Here is a 24,029-nt window from a genome sequence, read left to right as displayed (position 1 = left end):
GCCTCATGTGGTTCGCCTCTCTGCCGTGGTGGCCGTGCCGGCCGGTGCGACGGTGGCCGTCTCCGCCGACGGGGCGGCCTCTGCCGACGTAGACGTGTCCGCGGCCGGGGCGGTGCCCGAGGACGGGGTCGTACCGGGCCCGGAGCCGTTCCGTGCGGCCCGCACGGTGAGCACCAGGGTGAGTCCTCCGCCGGGGGTGTCCTCGGCGGCGAGCGTGCCGCCCATGGCCTCGGCGAAACCGCGGGCGACGGCGAGGCCCAGGCCCACACCGGTTCCGCGCGGGGCGTCGCCGTGGCGCTGGAAGGGGGCGAAGATGCGCTCCTTGGCCTCGTCGGGGACGCCGGGGCCGCGGTCGGTGACCCGGACCTCGACGCGGCCGCCGAGCGCGCTCGCGGAGACCTGGACGGGTGTGCCGGGCGGGCTGTACTTGACGGCGTTCTCGACGATGTTGGCGACCGAGCGCTCCAGCAGCCCGGGGTCGACGGCGACCATGGGCAGGCTCTCGGGGATCTCCAGGCCGACGCTGCCCTCGGGGACGCCGCCGAGCGCCATCGGCACGACCTCGTCGAGGTCGATCTCGCGGATCAACGGGGTGACCGTGCCCGTCTGGAGCCGGGACATGTCGAGGAGGTTGCCGACCAGGTGGTCGAGCCGGTCGGCGCCGTTCTCGATGCCTTCGAGAAGTTCCGCCTCGTCCTCCTGCGACCAGGCCACGTCGTCGGAGCGCAGGGACGACACGGCGGCCTTGATCCCGGCCAGCGGGGTGCGCAGGTCGTGGCTGACGGCGGCGAGCAGCGCGGTGCGGATGCGGTTGCCCTCGGCCAGCGCCTTGGCCTGGTCGGCCTCCTGCTGGAGACGGCGGCGGTCCAGGACGACGACGGCCTGGGCGGCGAACGCGGCCAGTACCCGACGGTCCTCGGCGGGCAGGACGCGGCCGGAGAGGGCGAGGGCCATGTGGTCCCCGACCGGCATGTCCACGTCCGCGGCCTCGGGGCGGTCCATCTGCCGCGGCCCCACGCTGCCCGCGCAGGTCCACGGGGCGACATCGCTCTCGCGCTCCAGCAGGGCCACGGACTCCATCCCGAAGGTTTCGCGCACGCGTTCGAGGAGTGCCTCCAGGCTGGTCTCCCCGCGCAGCACGCTGCCCGCGAGGAAGGACAGGATCTCCGACTCGGCGCGCAGCCGGGCCGCCTGGTGGGTGCGCCGGGCCGCGAGGTCCACCACGGAGGCCACCGCCACCGCGACCCCTATGAAGACCGCGATGGCGACGATGTTCGTCGGGTCGTCGACCGTCAGGGTGTGCACGGGCGGGGTGAAGAACCAGTTGAGCAGCAGCGAACCGAGGACGGCCGCCGCCAGGGCGGGCAGCAGACCGCCGAGCAGGGCCGCGGCCACCGTCAGCGTCAGGAAGAGCAGCAGGTCGTTGGCGAGACCGAGGTCGGCCCCGGAGCGAGCCAGCAGCAGCGCGAGGAGGACGGGCCCCACCGTCCCGACCGACCAGCCCCAGATCGTGCGGGCCCGGCCGAGCCGCGCGCCCCGGGCGACGGGCAGTCCGCGTCCCTTGCCCGCCTCGTCGTGCGTGATCAGGTGGACGTCCAGGTCGGGTCCCGAGTCCCGGGCGACGGTGGCGCCGACGCCCGGCCCGAAGACGTACTGCCAGCTCTTGCGGCGCGAGACGCCCAGCACGATCTGGGTGGCGTTCACCCCGCGCGCGAAGGCCAGCAGCGCGGCGGGGATGTCGTCGCCGACGACGTGGTGGAAGGTGCCGCCGAGGTCCTCGACCAGGGTGCGCTGGACGGCGAGTTCCTTGGGCGAGGCGGAGGTCAGCCCGTCGCTGCGTGCGATGTAGACGGCCATGACCTCGCCGCCGGCGCCCTTCTCGGCTAGCCGGGCGGCTCTTCGGAGGAGGGTCCGCCCCTCGGGGCCGCCGGTCAGGCCGACCACGATCCGCTCGCGGGAGCCCCAGATCCGCGACACCTGGTGCTCGCTGCGGTAGGCGTTGAGGTACTCGTCGACCCGGTCCGCGACCCAGAGCAGGGCCAGCTCCCGCAACGCGGTCAGGTTCCCGGGGCGGAAGTAGTCGGACAGCGCGGCGTCGACCTTGTCCGGCTGGTGGACGTTGCCGTGCGCCATCCGCCGCCGCAGGGCCTGCGTCGACATGTCGACCAGCTCTATCTGGTCCGCCCGCCGCACCACCTCGTCGGGGACGGTCTCGCGCTGCCGTACGCCGGTTATCGACTCGACGACGTCACCGAGCGACTCCAGGTGCTGGATGTTGACGGTGGAGATCACGTCGATGCCGGCGGCGAGCAGGTCCTCGACGTCCTGCCAGCGCTTGTCGTGGCGGGAGCCGGGCACATTGGTGTGGGCCAGCTCGTCCACGAGGGCCACCCGGGGCCGCCGGGCGAGGACGGCGTCCACGTCCATCTCGGTGAAGACCGTGTCCCGGTACTCCAGCGTCCGGCGCGGGATCTGCTCCAGCCCGTGCAGCATCACCTCGGTGCGCGGCCGGCCGTGGTGCTCGACCACGGCGACCACGCAGTCGGTGCCGCGTTCGATCCGGCGGTGCGCTTCGGACAGCATCGCGTACGTCTTGCCGACGCCCGGCGCCGCACCGAGGTAGATCCGAAGCTTCCCGCGTCCCATGTCCCCATTGTCTTCCCGTGACCACTGCCTACGCGGCGTCGACCTTACGGCCAATAATCACGGCAAAACGGGCAGAGGCGACCGGAGGCCGCCTCTTTGACAGAACCCTGACGCCGACGCCCCGCGAGGGCACCGGGAACCGCGCAACCAGCCAGGGGGCCGACGCGGTTCCCGTACGGCCTCGGCCGGAACGGCTAGCGGACCTCGGTGATCTCCGGTCCGCGCTGCAGCTGCCCCATGCCGCCGGAGAAGCGGGAACCGGCCTGCTCCTCCTGCTGGACCCCCTCGGGGACCATCTGCGCGTCGTTCGGCAGCTTCAGGACGATCGGGTCGCGCGGAGCCATGGGGCCCTCGCCGCGGACGACGACCGTGTCCCGGAAGATCTGCTCCAGCAGCCCGGCGGTCTGCGGCTCCACCGCGCCCCGCCCGGAGATCACTCCGCGCAGGAACCAGCGGGGCCCGTCCACACCGACGAAGCGGACCACCTGGAAGCCGCCCGTGCCGTCCGGCAGCTGCACCGGCACCTGCGCGCGCAGCTCCCAGCCCAGCGGGCCCTCGACCTCGTCGATGACACCGCCCTGCTGGGTGATGCCGGAGGCGATCTCCTCACGGACCTCGCCCCAGATGCCCTCACGCTTGGGCGCGGCGAAGGCCTGCAGCTGGACCGCGCTGTCGCGCAGCACGACGGTGGCGGCGACGATCGCGTCACCCGCGACCTCGACCCGCAGCTCCATGCCGTCGACTCCGGGCACGAAGATGCCGCCGAGATCCACCCGGCCCTCGCCGGGCTCGCGCACCTCGGTGCTGTCCCACGGCCCGTCCGGCCGGGGCTCGGGCTCGAGCCGCACGCGCTCCCGCTCCACGCCCGCCTCGTCGTCGGCTTCCCCGGCAACGCCGTCGACCTGCTCGGCCTCGCTCGCCGCGTCCGCCGCGTCCTCAGCGGAACCCTTCTTCTTGCGACGTCCGAACACGTCACTGTCCTTCCCGGTCGGATACGACCGAAGCGTATCGATTCCCACCCGTTGTGCCGCTTGTGCTGCTTGTGCCTCTTGCGCCGTCCACGGCGGCATGACCGCCGGTGGACCCGAAGCCCCCCTCGGCCCGCGCCGAGTCGGGAAGCTCCGCCACCTCCTGGAAGCGCACCTTCTCGACCTGCTGGACGACCAGTTGGGCAATCCGGTCGAAGCGCTCGAACCGTACGGCTTCATACGGGTCGAGATTCACCACGATCACCTTGATCTCCCCACGGTACCCGGCATCAACCGTCCCCGGGGCATTCACCAGGGCGACGCCGCAGCGGGCGGCGAGCCCCGACCGTGGGTGCACGAAGGCCGCGTACCCCTCGGGGAGCGCGATGGACACTCCCGTGGGCAGCACGGCCCGCTCGCCGGGTTTCAACTCCCGGCTCTCCGTGGTGCGCAGATCGGCGCCCGCGTCGCCGGGCCGCGCGTAGTCCGGCAGCGGCACGTCGGGGTCGACGCGCCGGATCAGGACGTCGAGAGGGGGACGGCCGCCGCTCACGGGTTCACCTCGAAGGCGCGGGCCCGCCGGACCTGGTCGGGGTCGTTCATGGCCGCCTGGATCTCCTCCTCGCGGCCGTGGTCGATGAAGTGGTCGACCTTGACCTCGACGAAGAGGGCGTCGGCGCGGACGGCGAGCGGTCCGTCGGGGCCGCCGATGCGCCCCTCGGCGGTCGCGAAGATCTTCCGCCCGGCCACCGCCGTGACCTCGGCCCTCAGATGCAGCACGGCGCCCACGGGGACGGGCCGCATGAAGTCGGTCTCCAGCCGTCCGGTCACCGCGATGGTGCGCAGCAGCCAGTTGAGGGAGCCGAGGGTCTCGTCGAGGGCGCTGGCCAGGATCCCGCCGTGGGCGAGCCCCGGAGCCCCCTGGTGCGCGGGCCGCACGGTGAACTCGGCGGTGAGAGTGACGCCTTCACCGGCCCTCGCCTCCAGGTGCAGCCCGTGGGGCTGCTCGTCACCACAGCCGAAACACTGCCCGTAGTGCGCGCCGAGCAGCTCACCGGGGGCGGGTGCCTCGGGATGGCGTACGGGCGCCGTGGCGTCCGCCGGGGGCCGCAGGGCCGCGGAAGTACCTCTCACAGCCGCAGACCTTACCCGTCCGTCAGCGTCCGGCCATCGCCCCTGCGGACAGGGTTTCCCCTCGGACGCCCCTACCTCGGGGGCCGGAGGGTCCGCATGCCAAGCTTGACGCCATGCAGCTCTCCGTCCCGCCGTACGAAGAACGCCTCACCGCTCCCCGCACGTGGTGGCTGGTGTGCTTCCTGGTCGGCGTCTCGATGGCCCTCATCCTGCTGCCGTTCGGCACGCTCCCCCTGCTGGGCGGTCTCGTCGGCGGGACCGCGGTCGCGGCGGTCGTCACCAGCTCGTACGGCTCGGTCCGGATCCGCGTCGTCGGTGACTCCCTGATCGCGGGCGAGGCGAAGATCCCGGTGACCGCCCTCGGCGAGCCGGAGATCCTGGACCGGGAGGAGGCCCAGGCCTGGCGCACCCACAAGGCCAACCCGCACGCCTTCATGCTCCTGCGCGCCTACATCCCCACGGCCCTCCGTATCCCGGTCACCGACCCGGCGGACCCGACCCCGTACGTCTACCTGTCGACCCGCTCCCCGGAACGCGTGGCAGCGGCCCTGGAAGCGGCGAAGAAGACGACGGCATAGCGCGGCCCGACGGCCACGCACGCCGACACGACGTGCGCCTTCGACCGGCGACGGAGCACGCGGTCAGCCGCACTGCGCCGCGAGACAGCCCCGCTGCGGTACGGCCTCTCGGTCGGCGACGCTCGGCGGCGCTCGGCGGCGCTGAACCACCCGCTGCGGCGGAGCCGATGCGGGCGGCGCACCCGTCCGGCGGCGGCCCGGTTCTCTAGCTGAACTCTTACCGCTCACCGGCTCCGCGCTGCCGAGCCGGCGCCCCAGCTGCTCGCCGCCGAGCGGCTTCCTCCCGCCGCGACGGCGATCAGCCGCAGCGGCTCATACCCGGCGGTGCCGAACTCAGGCGCGCTCGGTCACCACTCACCCGGGCCCGCCCGCACCATCGATCGACGCCCGGCCCCGGCGATCCGGTCCGGCGGCGCTACGGCTCGTCCCGGCCCCCGCCGAGTTCCTCCGGCAGCTCCCCCACCGGCACCGGGTCCGTCGGCTTCTCCAGCGGTGGCAGTTCCGGCAGCGCCTCCCACGGCACCTGCATCCGCCGCAGGTCCTTACGGATCCGCTCGGCGAGGTGCTTGGTGTCCCGGCGGTTCATGACCGCCCCGACCGCGGCGCCGACCAGGAACGGCATCAGGTTCGGCAGATTCCGCACCATCCGCTTCATGATCTGCTGCCGCAGCTGCCGCTTCATCTGCCCGCCGAGCGCCGAGTTGATCGTCGACGGCTTCATCACGTCGATCCCGCGCTCACCGGACCAGGAGTCCAGATACGCGGTGCTGCGCTGGCGCAGATTCCCCGGCGGCCGCACCCCGTACACCTCGTACAGCTCGGCGATGAGCTTCAGCTCGATGGCGGCGACGCCGGTGATCTCGGCGGCCAGCTCCGCGGGCATGGCGGGCGGCGCCGGCAGCATCGCTGCGGCCCCGACGCCCGCGCCGACCGTCGAGGTGGCGTTGGCGGCACCCGCCACCAGCCTGTCGGCGATCTGCTCGGGCCCCAGCCCCGGGAACTGGGCGCGCAGGGTCCCGAGATCGCGTACGGGGATCCGCGGGGCGATCTCGATGACACGGTCGGTGATGTACGCGAGCCCTGCTCGGGCCCGGTCACCGCTCTTGCGGGCCCCGACCTTGAGGCCCTGTCTCACTCCGTCCCGGACGGCGGCGACGGCGGCCGCACGCCGTCTGGCGACCGGCGCCGGATTCTGCACCGGGACGGGCAGGCGTCCCTGCTCGTCCGTGGCACTCCCCGACGCCGTGCCGGACGCACGCTCGAGCGAGGCCGCTCCCTGTTCGGAGGAGCCCCGCTCGTCGTCACGCACGCCGTCGGGGCCTTGCGGCCCCTGGTCCGCCCCCTTGCGGGAGCGGCGCTTCCAAGGAGGGGTCGAGCCAGTCACGGCCGACCCTGCCTCAGTCGCAGTCGCGGCAGATCGGCTGACCGTTCTTCTCGCGGGCCAGCTGGCTGCGGTGGTGCACCAGGAAGCAGCTCATGCAGGTGAACTCGTCCTGCTGCTTGGGCAGCACCCGGACGGCCAGCTCCTCGTTCGAGAGGTCGGCCCCGGGCAGTTCCAGGCCTTCGGCGGCCTCGAACTCGTCGACGTCCACGGCGGAGGTCGACTTGTCGTTCCGGCGAGCCTTGAGCTCTTCAAGACTGTCCGAGTCGACGTCGTCGTCGGTCTTGCGTGGGGTGTCGTAATCCGTTGCCATGTCGCTCTCCCCCTCTGGGTGTCTGCGGTGTCTCCAGCGCACGTAACGCGTGAGAGGCCGGACTTGTGCCCGACCTGAGGCGGAGATTTTGCCTCACATCAAGGTCTGTTACTCAATCGACACCCAACCGGACTCCTCAAGAGTGATCGGCTTGGATGGCGAACGGGACCGTACACGGTCCTGAGGCTGCATTTCAAAGGCGCCTCAGCATGTACTTCCCGTGATCTCAACCCCCGAAAACCCGGATTTTCCCGGCTTTAGGGCGGCTACATGATCACGCTCGGTAGATGGCTGGAAAATCGCCCCTGTGATCGATCACACATCGGTCGTGCACGACCGTTTCGATCAGGCGCCGGGAAATTCCGCGCAAAGCGAACACGTCCCGGAACCGGGGGTCATTTTCTCAGACGGGTAGGGTCACTCGCATCACCAGCCCGCCTCCTTCACGTGGGCGGGCGGCGATGTGACCGCCATGAGCGCGGGCCACGGACCGGACGATCGACAGGCCGAGGCCCACCCCCTTGTCGCTGCCCGTGCGTTCCGTGCGCAACCGCCGGAACGGCTCGAAAAGATTGTCGATCTCGTATGCCGGGACCACCGGCCCGGTGTTCGTGACCACCAGCAGGGCGTGACCGTGCTGGAGTTCCGTGGTGACCTCCACCCAGCCACCCGCGCCCTGCACGTTGTACCGGACGGCGTTCTGGACGAGGTTCAGCGCGATCCGCTCCAGCAGGACGCCGTTGCCCTGGACGACCGCGGGAGCCCGCTCACCGCGGAGCTCCACCTTCTTGGCATCCGCCTCGGAGCGCACCTGGTCGATGGCCCGGGAGGCGACCTCGGCGAGGTCCACCGGCTTGCGCTCGACGATCTGGTTGTCGCTGCGGGCCAGCAGCAGCAGACCCTCGACGAGCTGTTCGCTGCGCTCGTTGGTGGCCAGCAGCGTCTTGCCCAGCTGTTGCAGTTCGGTCGGCGCGTTCGGGTCGGAGAGGTGCACCTCGAGGAGCGTGCGGTTGATCGCGAGCGGGGTCCGCAGCTCGTGCGAGGCGTTCCCCACGAAGCGCTGCTGGGCCGTGAAGGCCCGCTGGAGCCGCTCCAGCATCTCGTCGAAGGTGTCCGCGAGCTCCTTCAGCTCGTCGTCCGGACCGTCCAGTTCGATGCGGCGCGACAGGTCCGAGCCTGCCACCGCGCGCGCGGTGCGGGTGATCCGGCCCAGCGGCGCGAGCACCCGGCCCGCCATCGCGTACCCGAAGGCGAAGGCGATCACGGCGAGCCCGAGCAGGGCCAGCAGCGACCGGCTCAGCAGGGTGTCCAGAGCGACCTGGCGCTGGGCGTCGATGCAGGCGGAGATCGCGGCGTTGAAGTCCGAGAGCCGCACATTGGTCGAGCCGGCGTCGACCGCCGGGCACTTCTCGCTGGTGACACTGATGTCCGTACCGCCGACGATCTTGAACAGCGGCGCGTTTCCCGTGTTCACGGCCTGGGCGGCCAGCAGATAGATGATCGACAGCAGCAGGATCCCGGCGATCAGGAACATGCCGCCGTACAACAGCGTGAGCCGTATCCGGATGGTCGGGCGCAGCCACGGGAGCGGGTTCTGGGGCCGCCTGGGGTCCCAGGTGGGCTTCGGGGGCGCCAGCGGGGGCGCGGGGGTCGTGGCCATGGCGGATCAGATCCGGTAGCCGGAACCGGGCACGGTGACGATGACCGGCGGTTCGCCCAGCTTGCGGCGCAGCGTCATGACCGTCACGCGTACGACGTTGGTGAACGGGTCGGTGTTCTCGTCCCAGGCCTTCTCCAGCAGTTGTTCCGCCGAGACGACCGCGCCCTCGCTGCGCATCAGCACCTCCAGGACCGCGAACTCCTTCGGCGCGAGCTGGACCTCCTTGCCGTCGCGGAAGACCTCGCGGCGGTTGGGGTCGAGCTTGATGCCGGCGCGCTCCAGGACGGGCGGCAGGGGCACGCTCGTACGCCGGCCGAGGGCACGCACGCGTGCGATCAGCTCACTGAACGCGAAGGGCTTGGGCAGATAGTCGTCGGCGCCGATCTCCAGACCCTCGACGCGGTCGCTGACGTCGCCCGACGCGGTGAGCATCAGCACGCGCGTGGGCAGGCCCAGCTCGACCAGCTTGCGGCAGACGTCGTCGCCGTGGACCAGGGGGAGGTCGCGGTCGAGGACGACCACGTCGTAGTCGTTGACGCCGATGCGTTCCAGGGCGGCCGCACCGTCGTACACGACGTCGACGGCCATGGCCTCCCGGCGCAGTCCGGTGGCCACCGCATCGGCGAGCAGCTGCTCGTCCTCGACGACGAGTACGCGCACGTCGCTTGTCCTTCCTCTGTCCACCCGCGTAGCGCGTCACAGGCGCGCACGGGCAGGGTGTTCGTGGGTGTGTGACCTCCATCCTGCCTTTTTCGGCCGTAAGTCGGCTGTAAGACGACCCCCGGGCAGGAAGAGCGAGGGCGGGGAACCGGGAATGCGGGAGTTTTTCGTCCGGTTGAGGTTTCCGTCAGAGAGAGCGGGGGGAGGACGGCTTTACACCCCGCGATCACGCTCTGCTTGTGCCGCACCACCATGCGGTACGGGCCAACCGCTTTTCCGCAGAGTGGGCGTGGGTGTCCGGCACCGTCGCCGCCCGGCCAGGGTGGCGCTGGGCATCCCAGGAGACGTGATCGCCCCTTCCGAACGGCACACCCCCGTGCCAACGACCCACGACCCAGGACGAGGGGGCGCAGCATGGACGCATTCACCGCAGGACTTCTGCAGCGCATAAGGGCGACCGAGAGCGACCTGACCAGGGCTCTCGACGAGGGCGACGACTTCCTCGTCGAGGTGGAGCAGGGCGAACTCGACGACCTGCGCCGCCTCGCCGCCGACCACGGTGTGGAGGTCGGGGCGTTCAGCGTCTGATCCAGCGCATACGCATGACAGCAGCCCCCGGCAGATCCAGTCCGGGGGCTGCTTTTTTTGGGGCTCGGTTCGCCTCAGGGGCGCCGCCTGCTGCTGTGGCTGGGTGACGCTGTGGTGGTCCTAGTCGTGCCAGGCGCCCAAGGCGTCCAGGCGGGTCTGGAGGGCCTCGAAGAGGCCGGGTGGGGCCGCGATGGTCAGGTCGGTCGACAGGGGCTCTCCGGGGCGGCCACCGGTCAGGGCGCCCGCTTCCCGGGCGATGACGTCGCCCGCCGCGTAGTCCCAGGCGTTCAGGCCGCGCTCGTAGTACGCGTCCAGGCGCCCCACGGCCACGTCGCAGAGGTCGATCGCGGCCGAGCCGCCGCGCCGGATGTCCCGGACGTGGGGGATCAGCTCGCGCAGCACGTCGGCCTGCCTGGCCCGGCGCTCGGCGAGGTAGCCGAAGCCGGTGCCGACGAGGGCCAGCTCCGGCTCCGGGGCGGGCCTCACGCGCACGGGACGGTCGTTCAGGAACGCCCCCTCGCCGAGGACGGCCCGGAAGGTCTCGCCGCGCACCGGGGCGTGGACCACGCCCACGACCGTCTCGCCGTCCACCCGGACTGCGATGGACACGGCCCAACTGGGCAGCCCGTAGAGGTAGTTGACGGTGCCGTCGAGGGGGTCGATCACCCACTGGACGCCGCTGGTGCCCGCGACGCTGGCGCCCTCCTCGCCGAGCACGCCGTCGTGCGGCCTGCGCTCGGCCAGCAGGCCGGTGATCAGCTTCTCGGAGGCGATGTCCATCTCGGTGACGACGTCGACCGCGCTGGACTTGGTGGCGGCGACGCCCAGGTCGGCGGGCCGGCCGTCGCGCAGGAAGTCCCCCGCGCGGCGGGCGGCGTCCAGGGCGATCTCCAGCAGTTCGGCCTTCAGGCCGTCCGGTCGCTCGGGCTGGTCGGTCACGGTGCTCCTCACGCGTACGGGCTGTCGGCGCCCGCGGCGGCGGGCTGCGGGGTCCTGGCCGGGCAGCAGCCGACCGGGCACAGGTTGTGGCTCGCGCCGAGGGCGCCGAGGGCGCAGGGGGTGACCGCGTCCTCGCCGCGCTCGGCCGCCGCCCGCTCCAGGACCAGGTCGCGGATCGCGGCGGCGAACCGGGGGTCGGCGCCCACCGTGGCCGAGCGGCGGACGGGCAGGCCCAGTTCCTCGCCCTTGGCCATGGCCTCGGTGTCGAGGTCGTACAGGACCTCCATGTGGTCCGAGACGAACCCGATGGGTGCCATCACGACGGCCGGGACGCCGGCCGCGTGCCGCTCCTCCAGGTGGTCGCAGATGTCCGGCTCCAGCCAGGGGATGTGCGGGGCGCCGGAACGGGACTGGTAGACGAGCTGCCAGGGGTGCTCGACGCCGGTCCGCTCGCGCACGGCGTCGGCGATGAGCCGTGAGACGTCCAGGTGCTCGGCGACGTACGCGCCGCCGTCCCCGTGGTCCTCGACCGGGCCGGAGGTGTCCGCCGAGGCGACGGGGATGGAGTGCGTGCAGAAGGCGAGGTGGGCGCCGTCGCGGACGTCCTCGGGGAGGTCGGCGAGCGACTCCAGGACGCCGTCGATCATGGGCTCCAGGAAGCCGGGGTGGTTGAAGTAGTGCCGGATCTTGTCGATCCGCGGCGGCTCCAGGCCCTCGGCCTCCAGGGCGGCGAGCGAGGCGGCCAGGTTCTCGCGGTACTGGCGGCAGCCCGAGTACGAGGCGTACGCGCTGGTGGTGAGGACCAGGATGCGGCGGCGGCCGTCGCCGACCATCTCCCGCAGGGTGTCGGTCAGGTAGGGCGCCCAGTTGCGGTTGCCCCAGTAGACCGGCAGATCCAGGCCGTGCTCGGCGAAGTCCTTGCGGAGGGCGTCCAGCAGGGCGCGGTTCTGGTCGTTGATGGGGCTGACCCCGCCGAACAGGAAGTAGTGCTGACCGACCTCCTTGAGGCGCTCCTTGGGGATGCCGCGACCCCGTGTCACGTTCTCCAGGAACGGGACCACGTCGTCCGGGCCTTCCGGGCCGCCGAAGGAGAGCAGGAGCAGGGCGTCGTAGGGGGTGGCGTCGTGCGCGTGTGGCATGTCGTCGATCCTGCCACCCGGCACCGACGGGCGGGATCCCGGCCCATGCCCGAGGATGACTTAGGGTGACCTCACTCGTAAGCTGTACCGACCGAGTTCGCGCCTTACGCGGAACTCATCCCTCCGCTTCCCGGAACGACCGGAGCCCCCGTGCCCAGCCCCTACACCGCCCTGTTCGCCGCCCCCGGCACCAAGGGCTTCACCGCCGCGGGTCTCCTCGGCCGGATGCCGCTGTCCATGATGGGCATCGGCGTGGTCACGATGATCTCCCAGCTCACCGGGCGGTACGGCCTGGCCGGCGCGCTCTCGGCGACCATCGCCCTGTCCGCCGCCGTGCTCGGCCCGCAGATCTCGCGTCTGGTGGACCAGTACGGGCAGCGGCGGGTGCTGCGCCCGGCGACGCTCGTGGCACTGGCCGCCGCCGCGGGACTCCTGGTCGCCGCGCACTACGGCTGGCCGGACTGGGTGCTGTACCTCTGCTCGGCGGGCATCGGCTGTGTGCCGAGCCTCGGGGCGATGACCCGGGCGCGCTGGGCGGCCCTCTACCGGGACACCCCGCAACTGCACACCGCGTACTCCTTCGAGTCCGTCGTCGACGAGGTGTGCTTCATCTTCGGGCCGATCATCTCCATCGGGCTGTCCACGGCGTGGTTCCCGGAGGCCGGTCCGCTGCTCGCCGCCTGCTTCCTGGCGGCCGGGGTCTTCTGGCTGACCGCCCAGCGCGCCACCGAGCCGGCGCCGCATCCGCGTGCGCGCCACGACAAGGGCCGCTCCGCGTTGCGTTCGCCCGGACTACAGGTCCTGGTGGCCACGTTCGTGGCGACCGGAGCGATCTTCGGAGCCGTCGACGTGGTCACCGTGGCCTTCGCCGAGGAGCGGGGCCACAAGGCCGCCGCGAGCGTGGTCCTGGCCCTCTACGCGGCCGGTTCGTGCGCCGCGGGCATCGTCTTCGGGTTGCTGCGCTTCTCCGGTGCGGCGGAACGCCGGTGGCTGCTGGGCGTGTGCGGCATGGCCGTGAGTATGATCCCCCTCCTACTGGTCGGAAACTTGCCGTTTCTGGCCGTGGCGCTCTTCGTGGCGGGACTGTCCATCGCACCCACGATGATCACGACGATGTCCCTCATCGAAGAGCACGTACCACGCACGCAACTGACCGAGGGCATGACCTGGGTGGGCACCGGGCTCGCGGTCGGGGTCGCGCTCGGGTCCTCGGTCTCCGGCTGGGTGATCGACGCGGCCGGGGCGAAGGCGGGGTACGTGGTTCCGGCGGCCTCCGGAGCCGTCGCGGTCGCGGTCGGTTTTCTCGGGTACCGCCGGCTGCGCAGGCCGGCTCCAAGGCGGGGAGGGCCCCATGAGCACCACAGTGATCGGGAAGAGCGGCACGTGGCGTAACTGGGCGGGGAACGTCACCGCCCGCCCCGTACGGGAGGTCACCCCGGCCACCGTCGAGGAACTCGCCGCGGCCGTACGGCAGGCCGCCGAGGACGACCTCCGGGTGAAGGCCGTGGGGACGGGCCACTCGTTCACCGCGGCCGCCGCGACCGACGGCGTGCTGATCCGCCCTCAACTGCTGACGGGCATACGCAAGATCGACCGTGAGGCAATGACGGTCACGGTCGCCGCCGGCACTCCGCTCAAGAGGCTCAACCTGGCCCTCGCGCGCGAGGGGCTCTCGCTCACGAACATGGGCGACATCATGGAGCAGACGGTCTCCGGCGCCACCAGCACCGGCACCCACGGCACCGGCCGCGACTCGGCGTCGATCGCCGCCCAGATCCGAGGGCTCGAACTGGTCACCGCCGACGGCTCGATCCTCACCTGCTCCGCCACGGAGAACCCCGACGTCTTCGCGGCCGCCCGCGTCGGCATCGGCGCCCTCGGCATCGTCACCGCGATCACCTTCGCCGTGGAGCCGATCTTCCTGCTCACGGCGCGCGAGGAACCGATGCCGTTCGAGCGGGTGCTGGCCGAGTTCGACGAACTGCACGCCGAGAACGAGCACTTCGAGTTCTACTGGTTCCCGCACACCGGCAACACCAACACCAAGCGCAACAACCGCAGCGCGGGACCCGAGAAGCCGGTGCCGCAGCTCAACAGCTGGTTCGAGGACGAGTTCCTCTCCAACGGCGTCTTCCAGGTGGCCAACTGGGTCGGCCAGGCGGTCCCCGCCACCATCCCGACGATCGCGCAGATCTCCAGCCGCGCCCTGTCCGCGCGGACCTACACCGACATCCCCTACAAGGTCTTCACCTCTCCGCGCCGAGTCCGGTTCGTGGAGATGGAGTTCGCCGTCCCGCGCGAGGCCGTGGTGGACACGCTGCGTGAACTCAAGGCGATGGTCGACCGGTCGAACCTGCGCGTCAGCTTCCCCGTCGAGGTGCGCACCGCGCCGGCCGACGACATCACGCTCTCCACCGCCTCCGGCCGCGAGAGCGCCTATGTCGCCGTGCACATGTTCAAGGGGACGCCCTATCAGGCGTACTTCACCGCCGCCGAGCGGATCTTCACCGCGCACGAGGGACGGCCGCACTGGGGCAAGGTGCACACGCGCGACACCGACTACTTCGCCAAGGTCTACCCGCGCTTCGGCGAGTTCACCGCGCTGCGTGACCGGCTCGACCCCGAACGGCGTTTCCAGAACGACTACTTGCGCCGGGTGCTCGGGGCGTAGCCGGGCGGGCGGTTCTGGTGATCATGTGAAGCACCCCCGTCCCGGGGTCGCGAAAAGGTCTGTTCCGGCAGCGGATCGACGTCTCCCATGAGAAGTTGGGCGGCGTGCCGATCCACGCAAGTGGCCCGAATGGAGTACTGTTGCGAGCCCTGGGTCCGGACTCCCGCCAGGGTGTCCGGGGCCTTAGAGGACCGCCGGGAGGGGGATCGTTGCACAGGGTGATGAGGTTCGTCACTTAGCGTTGCGAATTGATAACCGTGCCATAACGGCGGCCTCGGGCTCAGGCCCGACACGCCGGGCAACTCGGCAAGGTTGTGGCAGGCTGCACCCGGGCAGGCCACACTCGACTAGCGGAAGCAGCGACGCACGTGACGTCGGCAGGCACCACCCGGGAGGTCCCCATGCCCGAACTGCGTGTCGTGGCCGTCTCCAATGACGGCACACGGCTGGTGCTGAAGGCTGCCGATTCCACGGAGTACACGCTGCCGATCGACGAGCGGCTGCGTGCCGCCGTGCGCGGCGACCGGCCCCGCCTCGGCCAGATCGAGATCGAGGTGGAGAGCCATCTCCGCCCCCGTGACATCCAGGCGCGGATACGCGCGGGTGCCACGGCCGAGGAGGTCGCGCAGCTCGCCGGCATTCCCGTCGACCGGGTCCGCCGGTTCGAGGGCCCCGTCCTCGCCGAGCGCGCCTTCATGGCCGAGCGGGCACGCAAGACCCCGGTCCGCCGCCCCGGTGAGAACGCCGCGGGGCCCCAGCTCGGGGAGGCCGTCCAGGAGCGCCTGCTGCTGCGCGGCGCCGAGAAGGACACCGTCCAGTGGGACTCGTGGCGCCGCGACGACGGCACCTGGGAAGTGCTGTTGGTGTACTGCGTCGCGGGTGAACCGCACTCGGCGAGCTGGACCTACGACCCGCCTCGGCGGCTCGTCCAGGCCGTGGACGACGAGGCGCGCTCCCTGATCGGCGAGTCCGACGACCTCGGGACGCCCGAGCCGAGCTTCCCGTTCGTGCCGAGGATCGCGCGGCTGCCCCGTGACCGCCCCCTGGACCGCCAGGCGGAACGTCCCGTCCTGCCCGCGCCGCCCGAGGCCGATGAGGAGATCGTGAGCGAGCGCGACTCGCTCACCAGCATCCTGGAGGCCGTCCCCAGCTACCGGGGCGACCTGGTGGTGCCCGAACTGCCGTCCGCCGAACCGCAGGAGGAGTCCGCCTCCGTCGAGGAGGTGGCGGAGGAGGAGTCGGCGGCCCCCGCGGCCTCGGCCGGCTCCGCCTACGCGGACGTCCTCATGCCGCGCTCGGTCAACGGCCACCGCGACCGGCTGATCGGCGCCACCGACCGCCAGGCCGAGGCGGACGGCGTCCGGCCGGGGCGGCGCGCGGCGGTACCCAGCTGGGACGAGATCGTGTTCGGGACGAGACGCAAGAAGCAGGAGTAACGGCCCCACGGTGGCGGGGAATCGGAGCGGTCACTCGTTCCACTCCGTCCAGCGGTTCCGTTTCTCTCGGGTGCAGGATCGGTCATTCATACGTGTGTGGGGCCCGCGTCGTTCAGACACGGGCCCCACGGCTGTCGTCAGCGCCGGATCACTGGGGGTCGGGTCCGGTGGCCACCGGACGGTCGGCGTCCCGGGACCACTCCGACCACGAGCCCACGTACAGGGCCGCCGGGATGCCCGCCACGGCCAGCGCCAGCACCTGGTGGGCGCCGGAGACACCGGAGCCGCAGTACACGCCGACCTCGGAGTCGGCGGTCGCGCCGAGTCCCTTGAAACGGTCGGTCAGTTCGGCGGCGGTCCGGAAGAGACCGGATTCGGCCACGTTCTCCGTGGTCGGGGCCGACACCGCGCCCGGGATGTGCCCGCCGACCGGGTCGATGGGTTCCACGTCGCCCCGGTAGCGTTCGGCGGCCCGTGCGTCCAGGAGCAGTCCGGTGCGGGCCAGCGCGGCGGCGCCGTCCGCGTCGAGCAGCGGCAGCGTGCCGGGGACGGGCACGAAGGTGCCGGGGTCGGGCTCCGGGATCTCGGCCGTCAGCGTGCCCTCCCAGGCTGCCAGGCCGCCGTCCAGGACCCGTACCGAGGGGTGGCCGGACCAGCGCAGCAGCCACCAGGCACGCGCCGCGGCCCAGTTGAGCCCGCCGTCGTACACGACGACGGCGCGGTCGGCGCAGACGCCGGCCGCGCGCATCGCCGCACCGAAGGTGTCGAGGTCGGGCAGCGGATGGCGGCCGCCGGAACCCGCGGGACCGGCGAGTTCGGCGTCCAGGTCGACGAAGACGGCACCCGGGATGTGCGCCTTCTCGTACTCGGTGCGCAGGTTCGGGCCGCCCAACTGCCAGCGGACGTCCAGGAGCACCGGCGGGCGGGCTCCCGCCAGCTCGCTGACGAGGTCGGGGGCCGAGATGATGGCGTTCATGGCCCCATCCTCGCGCACGGGGTGGCCGCCTCGCCCGGCTCGGGCTACTCTGCCCGCCGGGCGGTGCCGATCACCGGGCGTACGGGGTCGGGCACGAGCCGTACAACGGACGGACACCACACGGCAGCGGCGCGGACGGGACCGGGACCGGCGACCCGGGCACCCTCGCACACGTACGCGTCGCGCGGCGGTGCGGCGCGGGCCCGTCGCGCTACCGGTGGTGCGAGCATCGGCACGGGGCGTGATCGCGCGTGGACGCGGTACACGCGTACCGAGGGCGACGGACACGGCCACCGCGAGGGGCCGAGGAGAGAGTGACGATGACCGAGGCACGGGGGTCGACCGGCCTGAACGGCGCGGTGTTTCCACCGGGCACCCCTTGCTGGGTGAGTCTGATGGTGCACGGGATGGCCACGACCCAGGAGTTCTACGGGGCGCTGTTCGGCTGGGAGTTCCAGCCCGGCCCCCAGCAGCTCGGCCCGTATGTGCGGGCACTGCTCGACGGGCGCCAGGTGGCGGGGATCGGCCAGCTGCCGCCCGACCGTCATCTGCCCATCGCCTGGACGCCGTACTTCGCCTCGCCCGACGCGGACCGGACGGCGGAGACCGTGCGGCACTGCGGGGGCACCGTCGGCGTGGGTCCGCTGGACGCCGGTGAGGCGGGCCGGCTGGTGATCGCCTCCGACCCCGCGGGCGCCGTCTTCGGCATCTGGCAGGCGGCGGAGCACCTCGGCGCGGACATCACCGGCGTCCCCGGCACGCCCGCCTGGGACGAACTCCTCACCGTCGACAGCTCCCTGGTCGCCAAGTTCTACGAGACGGCCTTCGGTTACGAGGAGGAGCCGGTGGTCTCCGCCGACCTCGACTACGTCACCCTGCGCGTCGGGGGCCGCCCGGTGGCCGGTATCCACGGCGTCGGCAGCGCGCTCCCCCGGGACCGGGGCCCCCACTGGCTGACCTACTTCGAGGTGAGCGACCCCGACGAGGCCGCCAACCGCGTCATCGAACTCGGCGGCCATGTCCTCGAACCGGCCCACGACACCCCGCACGGTCCGGTGGCCACCCTGGCCGACCCGGAGGGCGCGAAGTTCGCGGTGGTGCGCACGGAACACCGGAGCGCGGGCGGGGACGGTCGCTCGGTCGAGTGAACCGGGGGCGCGGAACCGGGGCCCGGGATCGGGGCACCAGGGGCAGGGCGCAGACACGCGTCGGGCAGCACAGGGGCCGAGCGTGGGGGCCGAGCGTGGCGTCCGACGTAGGGGTCAGACCGTCTCGACCGGGAGGACGTCCGGGGAGAGGGCGCCCGCGTGGGCCGTGGCGGCCGTCATCCGGCGGCGGTGGTGACGGCGGCAGAGGACCTCGTAGCCGATGTCGTCGGGCTGGTTGACGTCGCCGACGACGACCTGGGCCCCCTCGACGACCATCTGGCCGCCTATGGTGCGGGCGTTGTGGGTGGCACGGGCGCCGCACCAGCACAGGGCCTCGACCTGGAGGACCTCGACCCGGTCGGCCAGCTCGACCAGACGCTGGGAGCCGGGGAAGAGCTTGGAGCGGAAGTCGGTCGTGATGCCGAAGGCGTAGACGTCCAGGCCCAGGTCGTCCACGACGCGGGCGAGCTGGTCGATCTGCCCGGGGGCGAGGAACTGGGCCTCGTCGGCGATCACATAGTCCGCCCGGCGGCCCTGGGAGAGGTGGTCGACGAGATAGGCGTAGAGGTCCTGGCCGTCCTCGACCTCGACGGCGTCCGTGACCAGGCCCAGCCGCGACGACAGCTTGCCCTCACCGGCACGGTCGTCACGCGTGAAGATCATGCCCTGAAGGCCGCGCGCCGAGCGGTTGTGCTCTATCTGGAGCGCCAGCGTCGACTTCCCGCAGTCCATGGTTCCGGAGAAGAACACGAGCTCGGGCATGTGGAGTTGAGCACCTTTCGGCGAGGAGGACGAGGACGGCGGGTCCGGCGGGAGGATGGGGCGAGCGGCGGCGGGACCTCTCAGGAGCGTACTTCGAGGAGCGGCACCAGCTGTTCGACGGGGGTCATCGAACCGTGGTTGCCGACCATCGCCGACTCCTTGGGCTCCCGCTCCGAGGCGACGATCAGGACGTCGTCATGGGCGGCCGCGACCACATCGCCTAGGCGGGCGTACACGCGTTCGTCGATGTGCGGGCCGAACCAGCCCGCCGCGATGGCCTCGTCGCGCGAGGCGATCCAGAACTGCTCGCCGAGCACCTCGCGCCAGCAGGTCAGGACGTCCGACGCGGCACCCGGCACCGCGTAGACATGGCGGGCCCGGCCCTCGCCGCCCAGCAGGGCGACCCCGGCGCGCAGCTCCCAGTCCTCGTCGAAGTCGATGCGGTGCTGCTCGTCGAACGGGATGTCGATCATGCCGTGGTCGGCGGTGACGTACAGGGCGGTGCGCGGCGGGAGTTGCTCGGCCAGCCGCTGGACCAGCCGGTCGACGTGCATGAGCTGGCCGCGCCAGGCGTCGGAGTCGATCCCGAAGCGGTGTCCCGCGCCGTCCAGCTCGGAGTAGTAGGTGTAGATCAACGCGCGGTCCCCGGCCGCCAGTTGCGCGGCGGCCAGGTCCATGCGGTCCTCGCCGGAGAGGCGGCCGTGGAAGGTGCCGCCGCTCAGCGCGATCTGGGTGAGGGGCGTGTTCTGGAAGGCCGGGGAGGTGACCTGGGCGGTGTGCACACCCGCCCGGTCGGCGAGCTGGAAGATCGTGGGGTACGGCTGCCATACCTGCGGCGACGTCCAGGGCTGCCAGCGGAGCTGGTTCATCAGCTCCTCGGTCTGCGGGTTGCGGACCGTGTAGCCGGGCAGGCCGTGTGCGCCGGGGGGCAGACCCGTGCCGACGGAGGCGAGGGAGGTCGCGGTGGTGGCGGGGTACCCCGCGGTGATGGGGCGGCCGGTGCCACCGCGCGAGGACGCCAGCAGGGCCGTCAGGTAGGGCGCCTCGTCGGGGTGCGCCTTCAGCTGCTCCCAGCCCAGGCCGTCGACCAGGAACACACAGGCACGGTCGGTCGCCGTCAGTTCCGGTATCGAGGCGGTCGTACCGGGAACCCCCATGCCCGCCGCGAGGGTGGGCAGCAGGTCGGCGAGCGAGCCGACGCCGTACTCGGGAACGGGGGCGGAGCCGAGGGCCAGGGGTTCCGGGTGGTCCCAGGTGGGCAGCGCCATCAGCGGGCGGTGTCCGCGGTCGCCTCGGAGAGGGACTGCGCGAAGGCGAGAGCCTGGCGCACGGTCTCCGGGCCGTCCCCGGCCTCGCTGACCCGCAGGCTGAGGTCGTCCGCCGTCGAACTGCCGGTGTACCCGTGGTCCGCCTCGCAGTTGGGGTCGCCGCAGGCGGCGGGCTCCAGGTCGATGCGGGAGACGGCGCCCCAGCCGATGGTCAGGACGACCTCGCGGGGCAGGGTGCCCGGAGCGTACGACTCGGGGTTGGCCACGACCCGGCTGAGGACGACCGAGGAGATCCGGCCGATCTTCACCGACTCGGTCGACGTCGTGGCGTACGGCGTCGGGGAGGTGCTGTCCGCGGCCTGCTCGTCGGTGTGGCTCACGATGAAGCGGTTGGCCGTGAGGACGAGGACGGTGACGTGCCGCCGCACCTCGTTCGCGTCGAACGTCGTCTCCTGGTGGACCAGGTACGACTTGATGGCCTCGCCGCCGACGGCGGCCTCCACCGCCTCGGCCACGAGGGCCGGGTAGTAGCCGCTGCGCTCGATCGCCGCACGCAGCCCCTGGGTCGTCGTACTGGTCTTGGCCATGACGTCCATCCTACGGGGGCGCACTGACTGCGAGGGACCGCTCTGCGGTCTCTGTTCTGTCGTGGACGGCTCAATGCACGGGCTCGTGCGCCGTCCGTACGGTGACCGCGCGCCGCCTCCGGTGGGCCGGGAGCGGCGCGCTCAGTACACCGGGAGGGTCCGGGGGCCGAGGTCGTCGCGGGCGGGCGGGCGCGCGAGCCGGACGGTGGCGCCGAGCACGCTGAGACCCTGCGGGGCGACGACCACGGGCTCCAGGGAGACCGCCACGACCTCGGGGTGGTCGTCGACCAGCCGGGACACCCTGAGCAGCAGCTCCTCCAGCGCCTCCGTGTCGACGGGTGCCGAGCCCCTCCAGCCGAAGAGGAGGGGGGCCGTCCGGATCGAGCGGACCAGTGTGGCCGCGTCCCGCTCGGTGGCCGGGATCAGGCGGTGCGCCATGTCCCCGAGCAGCTGCGACGCGGGCCCGGCGAGCCCGAACGAGAGCACCGCTCCGGCCGCGGGGTCCACCACCGTCCGCACGATCGTGTCGACCCCGCGCGGAGCCATGCCCTGCACGACCGGGCGCAGTTCGTCGGGCCCTCCGAAGAGTTCCGTCAACTCCGCGTACGCCCGCCGCAGTTGTTCCTCGTCCGCCAGGTCGAGCCGTACGCCGCCCAGGTCGGCCCGGTGCCGCAGGTGCGGGGCGGTGGTCTTGAGCGCGACGGGATAGCCGATGAGCCGCGCCGCTCTCGCGGCCTCGTCGGGCGTCGGCGCGGGGCGCGCCTGCCGCAGGTGGATGCCGTACCGCGCGAGCAGCGCGCCCGTCTCCTCCGCCCCGAGGGTGAGCCCCTCGCCCCTGGCCAGCAGCGCGTCGATCTGCTCGGCCGCGCCCTTCTCGTCGATGTCCTCGTACTCGGGGACGCGCCCCGGCTCCGCCGCGTCCCGCCGCCACTGGGCGTAGTTCACGGCCTCGGACAGCGCCCGGACGGCTCGCTCGGCGGCGGGGTAGGCGGGGATGAGCCGGGCGCCGGCCGGCTCCGCAGGGGCTGCCGGCCCGCGCTGCGCCCCCTCGACGACTTGGGCCGCCGGTCCGCTGGGGCCTGCCGCGCCGGCGCCGGGCACACCAGGGCCCCGCATGTCCGAGATCGGCACTCCTGAGATCGGCATGCCAGAGGTCGGCCCGCCCGGGCCCGTAGCCTCCCCCGTCGTGGCCGAGCGTTCCGCCGGGTGGCGGGGGCCGGTGTCGGGTGCCGCCTCCGCGACCCGCGGTGCGGTGCTCGCCGCGGCCGACAGTGCCTCCGCGAGCCCGCCCAGCTCGACGTGGACGACCAGCACCGGCTTCGACGGGTTCGCGGCGGCGGCCGACCTCAGCGCCTCCGCCAAGGCCGCGTCCCCCGGCGACGTCTCCCCCAGCGCGGGTATCGCCGTCACCACCACCGCGTCGCACGCGTCGTCCGCCAGCGCCCGCGACAGCGCCCCGTGGAAGTCCTCCGCCGAGGCGCCGGTCGTCAGGTCCAGCGGCGGCAGCGGCCGCAGCCCCTCGGAGAGACAGGCGTCGTACGTGAGCATCCCCAGCGACTCGGAGTTGCCCAGGATCGCCACCCTCGGCCCCGCCGGTAGCGGTTGCCGGGCCAGCAGCAGCCCCGCGTCGACCAGTTCCGTGATCGTGTCGACCCGAATCACCCCGGCCTGCCGCAGCAGCGCGGACACGGTGGTGTGCGGCAGCTGGGTGGCGCGCACGGCGTGGCCCAGGGGAGCGGAGCCATGGCGCGCGCCCTGCACCACCACGAGCGGCTTGACCGCCGCCGTGCGCCGGGCGAGGCGGGTGAACTTGCGCGGGTTGCCGATGGACTCCAGATACATCAGCACCACATCGGTGTCCGGGTCCTCGTACCAGTACTGGAGGACGTCGTTCCCGGACACGTCCGCACGGTTGCCGGAGGAGACGAACGTGGAGACGCCCGTGACCCCGGTGACCCCTCCCCCGCGCCGGTGCAGCCGGGAGAGCAGGGCGATCCCGATGGCGCCGGACTGGGCGAAGAGGCCGATGCGCCCGGAACGCGGGGTCTCGGGGGCGAGCGAGGCGTTGAGCCGTACGTCGGGGGCGGTGTTGATGATGCCGAAGGCGTTCGGCCCGATGATGCGCATGCCGTACGTGCGGGCCTGGCGCACCAGTTCGCGCTGACGCTCGCGCCCGCCCGGTCCGCTCTCGGCGTACCCGGCGGAGACGACCACGAGGCCCTGCACCCCGTGCTCACCGCACTCGGCGACGACCTCGGGGACGTGGGCGGCGGGGACGGCGACGACCGCGAGGTCGACGGGGCCCTCGATGTCGGTGACGGACCTGTGCGCGGGCACCCCGGCGAGTTCCTTCTCGTCCTCCCCCAGCGCCCTGTTCACCGCGTACAGCCGCCCGGTGAAGCCCGCGCCGCGGAGGTTGGCGAGCACGCTGCGGCCCACTCCGCCCGGTGCGCGCCCGACGCCGACGACCGCGACCGAGCCGGGCGCGAGCAGCCGCTGGACGGACCTGGCCTCGGCGCGCTGCTCCCGGGCGCGCTGGACGGCGAGGGAACGGTCGGTGGGTTCCAGGTCGAACTCCAGCCGGACGACGCCGTCCTCGAAGCTGCGCTGCTGCTGGTACCCGGCGTCGGTGAACACCTTGATCATCTTGCTGTTGGCGGGGAGCACCTCGGCGGCGAAGCGTCTGATGCCGCGCTCCCGGGCCACGGCGGCGATGTGTTCGAGCAGGGCGGAGGCGACCCCGCGGCCCTGGTGGGCGTCCTGCACGAGGAAGGCGACCTCGGCCTCGTCGGCGGGGGCGGACGCGGGCATGCCGTCGGCGCCGATGCGGTCGTAGCGTACGGTGGCGATGAACTCGCCGCCGACCGTGGCGGCGAGCCCCACCCGGTCCACGAAGTCGTGGTGCGTGAAGCGGTGGACGTCCTTGGCGGACAGGCGAGGGTACGGCGCGAAGAAGCGGTAGTACTTCGACTCGTCCGAGACCTGCTCGTAGAAGCTGACCAGACGCTCGGCGTCATCGACGGTGATGGGCCTGATGCGTGCGGTGCCGCCGTCGCGCAGCACCACGTCGGCCTCCCAGTGGGCGGGGTACTCGTGCCGGTCCGACGAGGTCTGCATGGGCCCCAGAGTACGGCTCGCGTCCGACAACGGCGCGGGGCAGTCTGGGGAGGCACAA

General features: G+C 72.3%; 21 protein-coding genes. 6 read left to right on the top strand and 15 right to left on the bottom strand.

What is annotated here, in order from left to right; genetic code table 11:
* Window positions 1-3: 3 nt before the first annotated feature.
* From ACZ52C_RS21695 to ACZ52C_RS21680, 4 genes are all read right to left on the bottom strand, one after another.
* A complete protein-coding gene (locus tag ACZ52C_RS21695; protein ID WP_469076260.1) occupies window positions 4-2,646 on the bottom strand; it encodes a sensor histidine kinase in 2,643 nt (880 codons plus the stop codon).
* A gap of 194 nt (window positions 2,647-2,840) precedes the next feature.
* A complete protein-coding gene (locus tag ACZ52C_RS21690) occupies window positions 2,841-3,617 on the bottom strand; it encodes a DUF3710 domain-containing protein (protein WP_469076259.1) in 777 nt (258 codons plus the stop codon).
* A gap of 1 nt (window position 3,618) precedes the next feature.
* Window positions 3,619-4,167, bottom strand: a complete 549-nt coding sequence (gene dut, locus ACZ52C_RS21685; RefSeq protein WP_469076258.1) for a dUTP diphosphatase — start codon at window positions 4,165-4,167, stop codon at window positions 3,619-3,621.
* The gene (locus tag ACZ52C_RS21680) at window positions 4,164-4,748 is read right to left on the bottom strand and encodes a PaaI family thioesterase (protein ID WP_469076257.1); all 585 of its coding nucleotides are present in this window, start codon (window positions 4,746-4,748) and stop codon (window positions 4,164-4,166) included. The genes dut and ACZ52C_RS21680 overlap by 4 nt, the downstream gene beginning before the upstream one ends.
* Before the next feature lie 113 nt (window positions 4,749-4,861).
* On the opposite strand from ACZ52C_RS21680, the gene ACZ52C_RS21675 reads away from it, so the two are divergent.
* Complete coding sequence (locus ACZ52C_RS21675) at window positions 4,862-5,326, top strand: DUF3093 domain-containing protein (protein WP_469076256.1); 465 nt, start codon at window positions 4,862-4,864, stop codon at window positions 5,324-5,326.
* A gap of 415 nt (window positions 5,327-5,741) precedes the next feature.
* Here ACZ52C_RS21675 and ACZ52C_RS21670 read toward each other — a convergent pair whose 3' ends face one another.
* From ACZ52C_RS21670 to ACZ52C_RS21655, 4 genes are all read right to left on the bottom strand, one after another.
* Complete coding sequence (locus ACZ52C_RS21670; protein ID WP_469076255.1) at window positions 5,742-6,710, bottom strand: hypothetical protein; 969 nt, start codon at window positions 6,708-6,710, stop codon at window positions 5,742-5,744.
* Window positions 6,711-6,723: 13 nt separating this feature from the next.
* Window positions 6,724-7,020 carry a DUF4193 domain-containing protein gene (locus tag ACZ52C_RS21665; protein WP_005481602.1) on the bottom strand — a complete coding sequence of 99 codons (297 nt, stop codon included), beginning with the start codon at window positions 7,018-7,020 and terminating at the stop codon, window positions 6,724-6,726.
* A 403-nt stretch (window positions 7,021-7,423) separates the two neighbouring features.
* Window positions 7,424-8,680, bottom strand: a complete 1,257-nt coding sequence (locus ACZ52C_RS21660; RefSeq protein WP_469076254.1) for a sensor histidine kinase — start codon at window positions 8,678-8,680, stop codon at window positions 7,424-7,426.
* A gap of 6 nt (window positions 8,681-8,686) precedes the next feature.
* Window positions 8,687-9,340, bottom strand: coding sequence for a response regulator transcription factor (locus tag ACZ52C_RS21655; RefSeq protein WP_009340866.1), 654 nt, complete (start codon window positions 9,338-9,340; stop codon window positions 8,687-8,689).
* 414 nt (window positions 9,341-9,754) lie between these two features.
* Here ACZ52C_RS21655 and ACZ52C_RS21650 point away from each other — a divergent pair, with 414 nt between their 5' ends.
* Window positions 9,755-9,928: a hypothetical protein gene (locus ACZ52C_RS21650; RefSeq protein WP_393623521.1), complete on the top strand. Its 174-nt coding sequence runs from the start codon at window positions 9,755-9,757 to the stop codon at window positions 9,926-9,928.
* Window positions 9,929-10,048: 120 nt separating this feature from the next.
* On the opposite strand, the gene ACZ52C_RS21645 is transcribed toward ACZ52C_RS21650, so the two are convergent.
* Together ACZ52C_RS21645 and ACZ52C_RS21640 are read right to left on the bottom strand one after the other, a co-directional pair.
* Window positions 10,049-10,867: an inositol monophosphatase family protein gene (locus ACZ52C_RS21645; protein WP_469076253.1), complete on the bottom strand. Its 819-nt coding sequence runs from the start codon at window positions 10,865-10,867 to the stop codon at window positions 10,049-10,051.
* A gap of 8 nt (window positions 10,868-10,875) precedes the next feature.
* Window positions 10,876-12,006, bottom strand: coding sequence for a ferrochelatase (locus ACZ52C_RS21640; protein ID WP_469076252.1), 1,131 nt, complete (start codon window positions 12,004-12,006; stop codon window positions 10,876-10,878).
* Between the two features lie 150 nt (window positions 12,007-12,156).
* Here ACZ52C_RS21640 and ACZ52C_RS21635 point away from each other — a divergent pair, with 150 nt between their 5' ends.
* The 3 genes from ACZ52C_RS21635 (at window position 12,157) to sepH (ending at window position 16,113) form a co-directional block, all read left to right on the top strand.
* On the top strand, window positions 12,157-13,398 hold the full coding sequence (locus ACZ52C_RS21635) for an MFS transporter (protein WP_469076251.1): 1,242 nt from the start codon (window positions 12,157-12,159) through the stop codon (window positions 13,396-13,398).
* The gene (locus tag ACZ52C_RS21630) at window positions 13,358-14,677 is read left to right on the top strand and encodes a D-arabinono-1,4-lactone oxidase (protein WP_469076250.1); all 1,320 of its coding nucleotides are present in this window, start codon (window positions 13,358-13,360) and stop codon (window positions 14,675-14,677) included. Before ACZ52C_RS21635 ends, ACZ52C_RS21630 begins: the two co-directional genes overlap by 41 nt.
* A 401-nt stretch (window positions 14,678-15,078) precedes the next feature.
* A complete protein-coding gene (sepH, locus tag ACZ52C_RS21625) occupies window positions 15,079-16,113 on the top strand; it encodes a septation protein SepH (RefSeq protein WP_469076249.1) in 1,035 nt (344 codons plus the stop codon).
* Between the two features lie 148 nt (window positions 16,114-16,261).
* Here the strand turns inward: sepH and ACZ52C_RS21620 are convergent, their stop codons facing one another.
* A complete protein-coding gene (locus ACZ52C_RS21620) occupies window positions 16,262-17,089 on the bottom strand; it encodes a sulfurtransferase (protein WP_469076248.1) in 828 nt (275 codons plus the stop codon).
* A gap of 320 nt (window positions 17,090-17,409) precedes the next feature.
* Between ACZ52C_RS21620 and ACZ52C_RS21615 the strand changes: the two genes are divergently transcribed.
* Window positions 17,410-18,237: a VOC family protein gene (locus tag ACZ52C_RS21615; RefSeq protein WP_469076247.1), complete on the top strand. Its 828-nt coding sequence runs from the start codon at window positions 17,410-17,412 to the stop codon at window positions 18,235-18,237.
* A gap of 114 nt (window positions 18,238-18,351) precedes the next feature.
* On the opposite strand, the gene ACZ52C_RS21610 is transcribed toward ACZ52C_RS21615, so the two are convergent.
* The 4 genes from ACZ52C_RS21610 to ACZ52C_RS21595 form a co-directional block, all read right to left on the bottom strand.
* Window positions 18,352-18,999, bottom strand: coding sequence for a thymidine kinase (locus ACZ52C_RS21610; RefSeq protein ID WP_045561074.1), 648 nt, complete (start codon window positions 18,997-18,999; stop codon window positions 18,352-18,354).
* An 80-nt stretch (window positions 19,000-19,079) separates the two neighbouring features.
* Window positions 19,080-20,267: an alkaline phosphatase family protein gene (locus ACZ52C_RS21605; RefSeq protein ID WP_469076246.1), complete on the bottom strand. Its 1,188-nt coding sequence runs from the start codon at window positions 20,265-20,267 to the stop codon at window positions 19,080-19,082.
* On the bottom strand, window positions 20,267-20,854 hold the full coding sequence (locus ACZ52C_RS21600) for a DUF5998 family protein (protein ID WP_469076245.1): 588 nt from the start codon (window positions 20,852-20,854) through the stop codon (window positions 20,267-20,269). Before ACZ52C_RS21600 ends, ACZ52C_RS21605 begins: the two co-directional genes overlap by 1 nt.
* A gap of 141 nt (window positions 20,855-20,995) precedes the next feature.
* Window positions 20,996-23,971, bottom strand: coding sequence for a bifunctional acetate--CoA ligase family protein/GNAT family N-acetyltransferase (locus tag ACZ52C_RS21595; RefSeq protein ID WP_469076244.1), 2,976 nt, complete (start codon window positions 23,969-23,971; stop codon window positions 20,996-20,998).
* Between the last annotated feature and the right edge of the window lie 58 nt (window positions 23,972-24,029).

This window comes from Streptomyces sp. NPDC034049 (assembly GCF_055575575.1).
Note: the sequence above shows the minus strand (reverse complement) of the source record. Positions and strands in the feature narration are given on the sequence as shown.

Bases quoted from the DNA above. Each gene is read 5' to 3' on its own strand.
- ACZ52C_RS21695 (WP_469076260.1), bottom strand. From the start codon at position 2,646: ATGGGACGCGGGAAGCTTCGGATCTACCTCGGTGCGGCGCCGGGCGTC.
- ACZ52C_RS21610 (WP_045561074.1), bottom strand. From the start codon at position 18,999: ATGCCCGAGCTCGTGTTCTTCTCCGGAACCATGGACTGCGGGAAGTCG.
- ACZ52C_RS21600 (WP_469076245.1), bottom strand. From the start codon at position 20,854: ATGGCCAAGACCAGTACGACGACCCAGGGGCTGCGTGCGGCGATCGAG.
- ACZ52C_RS21665 (WP_005481602.1), bottom strand. From the start codon at position 7,020: ATGGCAACGGATTACGACACCCCACGCAAGACCGACGACGACGTCGAC.
- ACZ52C_RS21650 (WP_393623521.1), top strand. From the start codon at position 9,755: ATGGACGCATTCACCGCAGGACTTCTGCAGCGCATAAGGGCGACCGAG.
- ACZ52C_RS21620 (WP_469076248.1), bottom strand. From the start codon at position 17,089: ATGAACGCCATCATCTCGGCCCCCGACCTCGTCAGCGAGCTGGCGGGA.
- ACZ52C_RS21605 (WP_469076246.1), bottom strand. From the start codon at position 20,267: ATGGCGCTGCCCACCTGGGACCACCCGGAACCCCTGGCCCTCGGCTCC.
- ACZ52C_RS21630 (WP_469076250.1), top strand. From the start codon at position 13,358: ATGAGCACCACAGTGATCGGGAAGAGCGGCACGTGGCGTAACTGGGCG.
- ACZ52C_RS21615 (WP_469076247.1), top strand. From the start codon at position 17,410: ATGACCGAGGCACGGGGGTCGACCGGCCTGAACGGCGCGGTGTTTCCA.
- ACZ52C_RS21660 (WP_469076254.1), bottom strand. From the start codon at position 8,680: ATGGCCACGACCCCCGCGCCCCCGCTGGCGCCCCCGAAGCCCACCTGG.
- ACZ52C_RS21675 (WP_469076256.1), top strand. From the start codon at position 4,862: ATGCAGCTCTCCGTCCCGCCGTACGAAGAACGCCTCACCGCTCCCCGC.
- ACZ52C_RS21595 (WP_469076244.1), bottom strand. From the start codon at position 23,971: ATGCAGACCTCGTCGGACCGGCACGAGTACCCCGCCCACTGGGAGGCC.
- sepH (WP_469076249.1), top strand. From the start codon at position 15,079: ATGCCCGAACTGCGTGTCGTGGCCGTCTCCAATGACGGCACACGGCTG.
- ACZ52C_RS21640 (WP_469076252.1), bottom strand. From the start codon at position 12,006: ATGCCACACGCGCACGACGCCACCCCCTACGACGCCCTGCTCCTGCTC.